Origin of the sequence: Sinomonas mesophila, assembly GCF_001999765.1 — a bacterium.
Taxonomy (GTDB): Bacteria; Actinomycetota; Actinomycetes; order Actinomycetales; family Micrococcaceae; genus Sinomonas; species Sinomonas mesophila.
Map to the genome: position 1 here is coordinate 447,862 of NZ_MTIC01000003.1, position 11,207 is coordinate 459,068.

Here is an 11,207-nt window from a genome sequence, read left to right on the forward strand (position 1 = left end):
ATTCGAGGGGCGCTGTGCCTTGCGTCACAGGTCACCGTGCGCAGTTGCCCGGCTGCCCGCCCGGCGGCCGCCCGCAGGGGCGGCCGCCGGGTCGGTGGTGCATCTGAGGATCAGCCCTGTGAGGGCTCCATCTCCCGGTCTGCGCCCGCCTTCGAGCCCGCGGCGCGTCGGCGCAGCCAGCTGCCCGCCGCGATGACGGCCACGAGCCCGAAGGTGCTCAGGAGCTGCCCGCGCGAGTCCTCCGCTGCGAGGCCGACGGCGAAGATCGCCGCGAGCAGCGCCATGCCGACGCCGGTCAGCCAGGGGAAGCCCGCCATGCGCAGGGGCAGGACATCCTGGGCGCTGTCGTCGCCTGCCCCGCCCTGGGCGACCGCCCGATCCGCGCGCCGGCGCAGCACGAACTGCGAGACGAGCGCCGAGCCCCACACGACGAGGCACGTCGAGCCGACGAAGTTCAGCAGGAGCGGCAGCACCTGTTCGGGGAAGAGGAGCTCGAGGACGGTCGCGACGAAGCCGAAGGCCACGGACGCGAGGACAGCCACGGCGGGCACCTTCGCCCCCGTGAGCCAGACGAGGGCGCGCGGCGCCTCCCCGCGCTCGGCGAGCGAGAAGATCATGCGCGAGGCGCCATAGAGGTTCGCATTGAGCGCCGAGAGGAGGGCGACGACGGCCACGAGGGTGATCGCGGAGGCGGCGCCGGGCATCCCGGCGGCCTCGAGCACGGCCGCGAACGGGCTCTTGAGCCCGGGCGACGTCCACGGGACCACGGCGGCGATGACGAAGATCGAGCCCACGTAGAACACGAGGATGCGGGCCACGACCGTCTTGACCGCCCTGGCGACGCTCTTGGCGGGGTCGCGGGTCTCGGCCGCGGCCACCGAGACGATCTCCGTGCCGCCGAACGCGAAGGCGACGACGAACAGGCCCGTCGCGATGCCTGCCAGGCCGTTCGGCGCGAAGCCGTCCGCCGTGAGGTTGGCGAGCCCGGGCGACTCGGCGCCGGGGATCCAGCCGAACAGGAGCGCAGCGCCGACGAGGAGGAACACGACGATCGCGACGACCTTGAGGAGCGCGAACCAGAACTCGAACTCGCCGAAGTTCTTCACGCCCGTGAGGTTCACGGCGGTGAAGACGCCCATGAAGACGAGAGCCATGAGCCAGACGGGCACGGCCGGGACGAGCGTCGAGAGCAGGCCGGCGGCCCCGAGTGCCTCGGCGGCGATGACGACGACGAGCTGGAGCCACCAGAGCCAGCCCACCGTGGCGCCGGCCACGCTGCCGAGCGCCTTGGAGGTGTACACGGAGAAGGCGCCGCTGTTGGGGTTGGCGGCGGCCATCTCGCCGAGGGCCCACATCACGATGATGATGAGCGTCCCGGCCACGAGGTAGGAGACGAGCACGGCGGGCCCTGCGGCCTGGATGCCGGCGCCGGAGCCGATGAAGAGGCCAGCCCCGATCGCGCTGCCGAGGCCCATCATGGTGAGCTGCCGCGGGGACATCGAGTGACCGAGCCGGGCGTCCGCCGTCGGCCGGGCCTCGGTGGGCCCGGCCGTGGACGAGGCTGCCGTCGACGCCTGCGTCGCGAGCCCGTCTGCAGTGTGCATTGCTGTCATATCCGTCTTTCGGAGTGCGGTGCCCGGGCGCCGGATGGGCGCCGCGGGCCAGAGGACGTCGATGACGATAGCGCCTTTCGCCGCGGCGTGTGTGGTGCATCTCACGCCCCTGTGCATCCTGTGCAGTCTCGGTCCCAACCCGCCGCTCCAGCTACACATATTGCGCAGTGCATGCATGGTGGCGCATCAATCTGTAGCATCGTGCCGACCGCCCCGCGGGGGCAGGACGAGGGACGGAGGGCCCCATGAAGGTCGACGAGCTGGACGCGCGGATTGTGAGGCTCTTCACGGACGAGCAGCGGATGTCCGTGCTCGAGGCCTCGCGCATCCTCAAGGTCGCCAGGGCCACGGTCCAGGCCCGCCTCGACCGCATGGTCTCGAGCGGTGTCATCGCCCGCTGGGCGCCCCAGCCCGAGCCCCGGGCGTTCGGCTTCCCGGTCGTCGCGTACTGCGCGCTCACGATCCACCAGGACTTCGGGCACGACGCCGTCGCCGCAGCGCTCGCCAGAATTCCCGAAGTGCTCGAGGTGCACACCGTCTCGGGGGACAGCGACCTCATGGCCCGGGTCGCCGCCCGGTCCAACGCCGACCTCCAGCGGGTGCTGGACGCCGTCACCGCAACCAAGGCCGTGGTCCGCTCGTCCTCGGTGATCGTGCTCAACACGCATTTCGAGGGCCGCACCCTCCCGCTCCTCGAGGCCGCCGCGCGCCGCTGACGAGCCGCGCGTGCACAGGACGACGCACGCGCTCGCGTGCGCGTCATCATGTTGCACCGGCGCGCGGCCCGCGCGTATGATCACTTAAAGTCATTTTGACTTTAACTAGCGGTGAAGGCGCAGCGACGTTCCGACGCAGGCCTCACTGCACGCACCCAGCCTGAGGAGGTGGCATGGCCCCCGCGCCGTTCCCGGTCGCCGTCGGCGGCGCTAACGTCGCCGAGCGCGCGCAGCTCCCGCCGTCGCTCGCCATCTCCACGGTGATCTTCGCGCTCAAACCGGCCCCCGACGGCCGGCCGACGCTCTGGGTGCCGCTCGTGCGACGGGTCCGCGAGCCCTACCGCGGATCCTGGGCCCTCCCGGGCGGCCCGCTCACCGCGAGCGAGTCCCTCGAGGACGCCGCGCGTCGGAACCTCGCCGAGACGACGGGCCTCGACCCGGCCTACCTCGAGCAGCTCTACGCCTTCGGCGGGCTGCGGCGCGCCAACCGCCCGGACATCGGGAGCCAGCGCGTCGTCTCGATCGTCTACTGGGCCCTCGTGCGGGCCCACGAGACGGAGTTTGGGGGAGAGCTGGGCGAGGAGCGGGACAACGTCGCGTGGCACCCCGCCGAGCCCTCGCACGGCGGACCCGCAGAGCTGGCGTTCGACCACCGCGAGATCGTGGACTACGCGCTCTGGCGCCTCCGGAACAAGATCGAGTACGCGCAGGTCGCGTACCACGTCCTCGGCGAGATGTTCACCCTCGCCCAGCTCCGCGAGGTGCACGAGGCCGTCCTCGGCCGCAGCCTCGACCCCGCCAACTTCCGCCGCCAGCTCAAGGGCACCGCCGACCTCGAAGCCACCGAGCACTACCTCGAGGGCGGCCGGCACCGCCCCCCACGCCTCTACCGCTACACGGGCCCGCGCGGCCTCTGATTCCCCTTCTCCTTCCCTTCGTCTGTCCCTCGTCCGCACCCCCCACCAGGAGCACGCCATGACCTCGGTCGCCACCAGCATCAGCCTCATCACCCGCGCCGAGGCGGAGCGCGGGCTCAAGGGAAGCCCCGGCGCGTCCGCGGGGAGCACGTGTGGCGCGGACCTCGCCAAGGGCCCGTGGGAGTTCGACGCCGCCGAGGCCCTGCGCGGGCTGCCCGCCTACGGCCCCGGCGCCTCAGTCGGCGACGTCGCCCCCGCCTCGACGCCCCGCCAGGGCCAGCTGCCGCAGGAGTACCGCGACGCGCCCGAGGCCGAGCTGCACGAGCGCATCCGCGCGGCCAAGGCCACGCTCGGGGACCGCGTCGTGGTCCTCGGCCACTTCTACCAGCGCGACGAGGTCGTCGAGCACGCCGACTTCGTGGGCGACTCCTTCCAGCTCGCCAACGCCGCGCTGACCCGGCCGGACGCCGAGGCCATCGTCTTCTGCGGCGTCCACTTCATGGCCGAGACCGCGGACATCCTCTCGCGCGACGACCAGGCGGTGATCCTGCCCAACCTCGCGGCCGGCTGCTCGATGGCGGACATGGCGGACATCGACTCCGTCGAGGCCTGCTGGGCCCAGCTCGAGGAGCTCTTCGGCACCGAGCCGGACGAGGATGGCCGCGTCCCGGTCATCCCCGTGACGTACATGAACTCCTCGGCCGCGCTCAAGGGCTTCTGCGGCGAGCGCGGCGGGATCGTGTGCACGTCGTCGAACGCCGCCACGGTGCTCGAGTGGGCCTTCGAGCGGGCTCAGCGCGTCCTGTTCTTCCCGGACCAGCACCTGGGCCGCAACACGGCCAAGGCCATGGGCGTGCCGCTGGCGCAGATGCCGATGTGGAGCCCGCGCAAGCCCTGGGGCGGCACCGATCCTGAGACCCTCCAGGACGCCCGCGTCATCCTGTGGCACGGCTTCTGCTCCGTGCACAAGCGCTTCAGCGTCGCCCAGATCGAAAAGGCCCGCGCCGAGTACCCAGGCGTGCGCGTCATCGTGCACCCCGAGTGCCCCATGGAGGTCGTCGACGCCGCGGACGAGTACGGCTCCACCGACTACATCCGCAAGGCGATCGCCCGCGCCGAGGAGCCCACGGTCTTCGCGATCGGCACCGAGATCAACCTCGTCAACCGCCTCGCGGCCGAGTACCCGCAGCACACGATCTTCTGCCTCGACCCGGTGATCTGCCCGTGCTCGACGATGTACCGGATCCACCCCGGCTACCTCGCCTGGGTCCTCGAGGGCCTCGTCGAGGGCGAGGTCCGCAACCGCATCGAGGTCCCCGCCGAGGTCGCCGGGACGGCGCGCGTGGCCCTCGAGCGCATGCTGGCGGCGCGGCCGTGACCAGCACGCCGCTGCGGCTCGGGGCGCCGGGGCGCACCATGCGGTCCCGCACGACGCCTACCCGTCGCCTTGTCGTCGTGGGCAGCGGCGTCGCCGGGCTCGTCGCGGCGATCCGCGCTGCTGCACCCAGCGCGGGCGCGCCCTCGGCCGACGTCGTCCTGCTCACCAAGGCGGGCCTCGAGGACAGCAACAGCATGCTCGCCCAGGGCGGGTTCGCCGCCGTGCTGCCCGAAGGGCAGCGCGCGCCGGGCGACACCGTCGCGAGCCACGTCGCCGACACGCTCGCCGCCGGTGCGGGGCACGGGGACCGGGCCGCCGTCGAGGCCATGTGCGCCCGCGCCGCAGAGGCCGTGGACGGCCTCATGGCCCACGGCGTCGTGTTCGACCGCGGCGCGGACGGCCGGCTCGCCCTCGGCCTCGAGGCCGCGCACGCCTTCCCGCGGATCCTGCACGCGGGAGGCGACGCGAGCGGCGCGGGCATCACGCGCGCCCTCGCGGACGCCGTCCGCCTCCTCGCCGCGCAGGGCCGGGTCGAGATCGTCGAGGGCGCCATGGCCACCGAGCTCGTGCTCGACGCCGGCCGGGTCGCCGGGGTGGAGTACGTGGCCGCGGGCGCCCGTCACGTCCTCGACGCCGACGCCGTCCTCCTCGCCACCGGGGGAGCGGGCCAGCTCTTCGCCCAGACGACGAACCCGGCCGTGGCGACGGGCGACGGCGTCGCGCTCGCCTTCCGCGCCGGGGCGCTCCTGGCCGACCTCGAGTTCTACCAGTTCCACCCGACCGCCCTCCAGACCGTGGGCCCCGACGGGCGGCTGCGCTCCCAGCTCGTCTCCGAAGCCGTGCGCGGCGAGGGCGCCGTGATCCGGGACGCCCGCGGCCGCCGCTTCGTGGCCGACTACCACCCGCTCGGCGAGCTCGCGCCCCGGGACGCGGTCTCCCGCGCCCTCGCCCTGCACCGCCGTGCCGGGCACGGTCAGGCGTTCCTCGACGCCACCGGGCTCGAGGATGCCCACGGCCGTGGGTTCCTCGCTCGGCGCTTCCCGGGCCTCGACGCCATGACCCGCGCCGCGGGCTTCGACTGGCGCCGCGAGCTGCTCCCGATCGGGCCCGCCGCCCACTACTGGATGGGCGGCATCGTGACGGACCTCGATGGCGCGACGAGCATCCCGGGCCTCTACGCCGCCGGCGAGGCCGCGCGGACCGGGGTCCACGGGGCCAACCGTCTCGCCTCGAACTCGCTGCTCGAGGGCGCCGTGTTCGCCGCGCGGGCCGTTGAGCATTTCCTGGCCGGCGAGGCGCTCGCGTGGCCCGCTGCCGCGGCGGACGCCCGGACCGGCCTCCTAGGGGAAGCGGGCGGGGCGCGGCTGCCCCTGCCTGGCGACGACCAGCTCCAGGAGCCCGAGTTCAGCGCGTCGCCCGAGCTCCTCTCCGGCGACGCCGGACGGGCGAGGCTCGCGGCTGCCATGGAGGCCGACGCCGGGGTCCTGCGCGACGCGGACGGACTCGCACGCCTCGCCCGGACGCTTGGCGCGTGGTCCTCCGACGACCCCGAGACGGCCAACCTCCTGACCCTCGGCCGGCTCCTCACGGCAGCGGCCTCGGCGCGCGAGGAGTCGCTCGGCGCCCACTTCCGCCTCGACTTCCCCCAGCGGCGCCTCGCGCGCCGCGCCGACCCTCTCACCGCCGTCGGCGACCAGCTCTTCGGCGAGACCGCAGCGTCGGCGAGGATCGGCGTCGTCCGCCAGCCCGCGCTGGCAGGAAGGACCGCCTGACATGACACCCGCAGCCCCTACGCCCTCCGCGACGACGGCCCCGGCGCCGGCCCCCATCAGGCTCGCCCCGGCCCCCATCCCACTCGCCCCCGTCCCGCTGGCGCCCGCCGCCGTGCGACGCGTCCTCGAGGCCGCCTACGCCGAGGACACCCCGAGCGGCGACCTCACGTCGCTCCTGCTCATCCCCGCCGGCGCCCGCGCAACGGCCGAGCTGCGCGCCCGCGAGGCCGGCGTGCTCTCGGGCGGGCCGATCGCGGAGGCCGGCTTCCGGCTCCACGACCCCGCGGCCGAGGTCGAGCTCCTCGTCGCCGAGGGGGAGGCCTTCGGCCCCGGGACGGTCCTCGCGCGCGTCACCGGGGAAGCCAGGGCCATCCTCACGGCCGAGCGGGTCGTGCTCAACCTCCTCCAGCGCATGAGTGCGATCGCAGCGCTCACGGCACAGTACGTCGCGCTCACGGCGGGGACGAAGGCCAGGATCGTGGACACGCGCAAGACGACGCCCGGCCTCCGGGAGCTCGAGCGCTACGCCGTGCGCTGCGGCGGAGGGCGCAACCACCGCTTCAGCCTCTCCGACGCCGTCATGGCCAAGGACAACCACCTCGCCGTGCTCACGGGCGGCGACCCCTCGCGGCTCACCGAGGTCCTCCGTGCCGCGCGCGAGCGCCTCGGCCACACGACGCATGTCGAGGTCGAGGTGGACCGGATCGAGCAGATCGAGCCCGTGCTCGCGGCCGGGGTCGACACGATCATGCTCGACAACTTCACGCCCGCCGAGCTGCGCGAGGGCGTCGCGCTCATCGCCGGGCGGGCCATCGTCGAGGCGAGCGGCGGCGTGAACCTCACGACCGTCGCGGAGATCGCCGCGACCGGCGTCGACGTCATCTCTGTCGGGGCACTGACCCACTCCGTCGTCAACCTGGATCTGGGCCTCGACGTCGTGATCGAGCCCGGGGAAACGGACCGGCCATGATCTACCTCGATGCCGCCGCGACGACCCCGGTCCGCCGTGAGGTGCTCGAGGCCATGTGGCCCTACCTCACGGGGGACTTCGGGAACGCGTCGAGCCACCATGAGCTCGGGGCGAGGGCGCACGAGGCCCTCGAGGGCGCGCGGGCCGAGGTCGCCGGCGTCCTGGGCTGCCGCCCCTCGGAGGTGACCTTCACGTCGGGCGGGACCGAGGCGGACAACCTTGCCGTGAAGGGCATCGCGCTTGCGCGCCGCGCCGCCGATCCGCGCCGGACGCGCATCGCCGTGAGCGCCATCGAACACCCGGCAGTGCTCGAGTCCGCGCGGAGCCTCGCCCGCCTGCACGGGTTCGCCGTCGACGTCGTTCCGGTCGACGCCCAGGGGCGGGTCGCGCCCGAGGCCCTGGCCGGGCTCCTCGGACCCGAGACGGCCGTCGCCTCGGTCATGTACGCGAACAACGAGGTCGGCACCGTGCAGCCCGCGGCCGAGCTCTCCGCCGTCGCCCGCGCCGCGCGCGTCCCCTTCCACACGGACGCCGTCCAGGCCGCAGGCTGGCTCCCGCTCGGCGTGGGTGAGCTCGGCGTCGACGCCCTCAGCATCTCGGGGCACAAGCTCGGCGCGCCGAAGGGCGTCGGCGCGCTCTTCGTCGCGGGGCGCACGGTCGTTGAGCCCCTGATCGACGGCGGCGGGCAGGAGCGCGGGCTGCGCTCCGGGACGGAGAATGTCGCGGGCGCCGTCGCGCTCGCCACCGCGCTGCGGCTCGCCGAGCAGGAGCGTACGACGGCTGGGGAGCGGCTTGCGCTCCTGCGGGACCGGTTCATCGGGCGGGTGCTCGACTCCGTTCCCGATGCGGTGCTCACGGGGCACCCGACGGAGAGGCTCCCGGGCAGCGCGTCGTTCTGCTTCCCGCGCGTCAGCGGCGAGTCGGTGCTGCTCGAGCTCGAGCGGCGGGGTGTCGTATGCTCCTCCGGCTCCGCCTGTGCTGCCGGCTCGAGCGATCCTTCGCACGTCCTACTCGCGCTCGGCCTCGAGCCCGCCGTGGCCCAGACAGCGGTGCGCTTCACGCTCCCCGGCACCGTGACCGCCGAGGAGCTCGACGCCGCCTCGGCCGCCGTGATCGAGGCCCACGACGTCGTGGCTGGACTCGGCATGCGCTGAATCACTCGCAGTGCCACGCGGTGATCAGCCGCGATGGTTCGGGAGGTGAGCCGCAGCAGGCAGCCAGCCCGTTAGAACGGTGGGGGCGGGTCGCTGTGGGGGTAGGTCTTGTGCCTCCGGCCGGAGGGGCCGGTCCATTCGAGGGTGCCCGGTGGGGGACTGTCTGGTGTCTTGGGCGGTGGGGTGCCTGGGCTGTCTGAGGAGTCCTGCCCGGTCTCCGGTTCTATCCCTTGCCTGCCGCCGATCTGGCGGACTTTCCAGTAGCCGAGGGTCTTCTGGCGGTGGTGTTCTCGGCAGAGGAGGGCGAGGTTTCCGACGTCGGTCTCACCCCCCTGGGACCATGCGTGGGTGTGGTCGGCCTCGCAGGCGGGGCCGGGCTTCTCGCAGGCGGGGAAGGTGCAGGTCGCGTCGCGGATGGTGAGGAAGCGGCGCATGGCGGCGGTGGGGGCGTAGCGGGTGCGCTCGATGGCCAGCGGGGCCCCGGTGAGGGGGTGGACGACGAGCCGGGTCCAGAACTTCGTCTGCGCGGCGAGCCGCCGGGCGGCCTCGGAGTCGATGAGCCCGTAGCCGAGGATCTCCCCGGGGGTGTCACTGGTGCCGGCGAGGGTGGCGGCGGGGACGGTGACCACGAGTTCGGTCCGCACGCCCGCGATCGGGCCCCCGGCCGAGCTGGTCCCGGTGGCGAGGAGGAGGTCGGTGAGGGCGTCGGCGCGCAGCTGGTTGACCGTGCGGGCCTCGTCGGGGGCTTGGAGGGAGCGGGCGACCGCGGTCAGTCGGGTGTCGATGAGGGCGCCGGTCTCGAGCGGGATGAGGGCGGTGAGGTGGCACATGCCGTCCCCGCAGGGGGTGATGTCCACGCGCCGGTCGGCGAGGGCCTTGGCCTTGCGCACGGCCAGGGGCGTGTCGGCGTAGTCCTCGGCGAGGCGGTGCAGCCGCCGGCCGAGGGCGCCGGGGGTGGGGATCAGGTCGGGGTCATCGGGGGCGGCGATTCCCGCGGCGGCGGTGGCGAACTCCTCGAGGCGGGCGGCCGGGGTGGGGATGGCGGCGTCGAGGATGACCGCGGCCCGGCGCCGGGTGAGCCGGCCGGCGCGCATGGCGGCCAGGACGGGGGCCAGGGAGGGGTGGGTCAGGGCGAGGGCCTCCTCGACCATGGCCCGGGTGGTGCGCTGGGCGAGCTTGAGGACCGCGGCGGCCTCGGAGGCGGCCACGGCGGGGGCGTCGAGCCGGTCCACGGGGACCTCGCTGGAGGAGCCCTCGGCGCGGGTGAGCGCGGCGAGGAGGAAGATCCTGTTGGCGTCGAGGCGGGCCTGGTCGGCCTCGTTGGCCTCGAGGGCGTCCAGGACCTCCGCGGCGCGCTCGAGCCGGATCTGCGCCATCGCCGCCTCCGGCGTGGGCGGCCCGGCCGGGTCCGACGGATCACGCACGGCCCCGGCATCATCGATGAGGGCACAACCCTCGGCCTCGGCCGGGGCCTCGCCATCAGCCGCCGAGGGTTCGGCCGCCGGGGGCTCCTGGCCGACCGGGGGCGGCTGGTGGGCATGGCCGCAGGCGCACCGGCACACGTCCTTCGTACCCGGGAGCGGGTCGAACAGTGCCGGGTCGAACCGCGGGGCCTCGATCCACCGCACCTTCCCGGAGCAGATCGCGGCGAACTCCTCCGGGCTCATCGGGTCCACGATCCCGAGGTCCTCCGGGCTCAGGTCATCCCAGTCCTCGGGCTCGTTCACGTCCAGGTCCGGGTCCCAGTCGGGCACAGGCGACGGCCCAGGGAGGGGTGCGCCAATGGCGGCCCCCTCATCGAATCCCTGTTCCCCTGCCATGGACCTACCCTCGCACAGGGCTCCGACAATTCTCGGCGACCAGGAGCGGTGAGCGCGCTACCCCGAGCCACTACCGCCGTCAGGCGTCGCGGGCCCGGCGGAAGACCCAGTTCCTCAGCAGCACAAACCGCACCACAGTGGCCGCCCAGCCGGCGATCGTCGTCGTCCACAGCTCCTGCGCGACGTCGGCCTCGGGCACGAGCCAGTGCAGCGCCGCGAGGCTTCCGGCCGTGAGGGCCAGCGCGACGGCGAGGGCGAGGAGCCCGTGGAGGTGGTCCTGGGCGAGGCGCCCCGGACCACGCACCTTGAACGTGAAACGCCGATTGAGTCCCGTGTTCATGACCGAGGTCAGGACGAGGGCGACGGCGTTCGCCGCCTGCGCACCCAGCCAGGGCCGGCACAGGGCGTAGAGCGCGAGCGAGGCAGCAGTGCAGACGACGCCGACCCCCGCGAAGCGCGTGAGTTGGCGGACGAGTGGGACTCGCCACAGGGACCACGCACGCCATCGGACGACGCCGCCCGGCGACGCCGAGAGGCCCCGACGGTCCGGTGCTTGAAGCTCCGGCCCCGTCGGGGCCTCTGTCAATGTCCGCTGCTGGTCCACGAGCTCCAGCCTCTCATGGCCGGCCATGCAGTCCGTGGGCTAGGCCTGTGAATGGCCGGCCATCAGGCCCGGATCCCCAGCGCTGGCAGACCTGGAGCCGGGCGCCTACTGCGACCGGGTTGGGCGGTTGGCGACGACGGGTGCGGCGCCGGTGAAGCCCTCGCGGGCCTTGGCGATCTCGCGGATGCGTTCCCGGGAGGCGTACCAGCCGATGACCATGAGGGCGCAGGCGACGGCGGTGGCCGCGAGGGTCCAGGGCGAGT

At 73.8% G+C, this 11,207-nt stretch carries 9 protein-coding genes; 6 read left to right on the forward strand and 3 right to left on the reverse strand.

The window, feature by feature from the left end; all coding sequences use genetic code 11:
- Window positions 1-110 precede the first annotated feature (110 nt).
- Window positions 111-1,499, reverse strand: a complete 1,389-nt coding sequence (locus BV907_RS13380; RefSeq protein ID WP_245827975.1) for an amino acid permease — start codon at window positions 1,497-1,499, stop codon at window positions 111-113.
- Between the two features lie 359 nt (window positions 1,500-1,858).
- On the opposite strand from BV907_RS13380, the gene BV907_RS13385 reads away from it, so the two are divergent.
- From BV907_RS13385 to BV907_RS13410, 6 genes are all read left to right on the forward strand, one after another.
- Window positions 1,859-2,329, forward strand: a complete 471-nt coding sequence (locus tag BV907_RS13385) for an Lrp/AsnC family transcriptional regulator (RefSeq protein WP_077490197.1) — start codon at window positions 1,859-1,861, stop codon at window positions 2,327-2,329.
- Window positions 2,330-2,502: 173 nt separating this feature from the next.
- Window positions 2,503-3,246 (forward strand): NUDIX hydrolase, encoded by a 744-nt coding sequence (locus BV907_RS13390; protein WP_077490198.1) that lies wholly within the window; start codon window positions 2,503-2,505, stop codon window positions 3,244-3,246.
- Between the two features lie 58 nt (window positions 3,247-3,304).
- Window positions 3,305-4,624 (forward strand): quinolinate synthase NadA, encoded by a 1,320-nt coding sequence (gene nadA / locus BV907_RS13395; RefSeq protein ID WP_077490199.1) that lies wholly within the window; start codon window positions 3,305-3,307, stop codon window positions 4,622-4,624.
- Entirely contained in the window at window positions 4,621-6,396 is a 1,776-nt protein-coding gene (gene nadB, locus BV907_RS13400; protein ID WP_245827959.1) for an L-aspartate oxidase, read from the forward strand. Before nadA ends, nadB begins: the two co-directional genes overlap by 4 nt.
- Before the next feature lies 1 nt (window position 6,397).
- Entirely contained in the window at window positions 6,398-7,366 is a 969-nt protein-coding gene (gene nadC / locus BV907_RS13405) for a carboxylating nicotinate-nucleotide diphosphorylase (protein ID WP_077490200.1), read from the forward strand.
- Window positions 7,363-8,520, forward strand: a complete 1,158-nt coding sequence (locus tag BV907_RS13410) for a cysteine desulfurase family protein (RefSeq protein ID WP_077490201.1) — start codon at window positions 7,363-7,365, stop codon at window positions 8,518-8,520. The genes nadC and BV907_RS13410 overlap by 4 nt, the downstream gene beginning before the upstream one ends.
- 71 nt (window positions 8,521-8,591) lie before the next feature.
- Here the strand turns inward: BV907_RS13410 and BV907_RS13415 are convergent, their stop codons facing one another.
- Together BV907_RS13415 and BV907_RS13420 are read right to left on the reverse strand one after the other, a co-directional pair.
- Complete coding sequence (locus BV907_RS13415; protein ID WP_139346766.1) at window positions 8,592-10,340, reverse strand: HNH endonuclease signature motif containing protein; 1,749 nt, start codon at window positions 10,338-10,340, stop codon at window positions 8,592-8,594.
- 79 nt (window positions 10,341-10,419) lie between these two features.
- A complete protein-coding gene (locus tag BV907_RS13420) occupies window positions 10,420-10,971 on the reverse strand; it encodes a GtrA family protein (RefSeq protein ID WP_077490203.1) in 552 nt (183 codons plus the stop codon).
- Window positions 10,972-11,207 lie beyond the last annotated feature (236 nt).

Excerpts from the sequence above, each read along its gene's own strand:
- BV907_RS13380 (WP_245827975.1), bottom strand. The coding sequence starts at position 1,499 with ATGTCCCCGCGGCAGCTCACCATGATGGGCCTCGGCAGCGCGATCGGG.
- BV907_RS13385 (WP_077490197.1), top strand. The coding sequence starts at position 1,859 with ATGAAGGTCGACGAGCTGGACGCGCGGATTGTGAGGCTCTTCACGGAC.
- BV907_RS13390 (WP_077490198.1), top strand. The coding sequence starts at position 2,503 with ATGGCCCCCGCGCCGTTCCCGGTCGCCGTCGGCGGCGCTAACGTCGCC.
- nadA (WP_077490199.1), top strand. The coding sequence starts at position 3,305 with ATGACCTCGGTCGCCACCAGCATCAGCCTCATCACCCGCGCCGAGGCG.
- nadC (WP_077490200.1), top strand. The coding sequence starts at position 6,398 with ATGACACCCGCAGCCCCTACGCCCTCCGCGACGACGGCCCCGGCGCCG.
- BV907_RS13410 (WP_077490201.1), top strand. The coding sequence starts at position 7,363 with ATGATCTACCTCGATGCCGCCGCGACGACCCCGGTCCGCCGTGAGGTG.
- BV907_RS13415 (WP_139346766.1), bottom strand. The coding sequence starts at position 10,340 with ATGGCAGGGGAACAGGGATTCGATGAGGGGGCCGCCATTGGCGCACCC.
- BV907_RS13420 (WP_077490203.1), bottom strand. The coding sequence starts at position 10,971 with ATGGCCGGCCATGAGAGGCTGGAGCTCGTGGACCAGCAGCGGACATTG.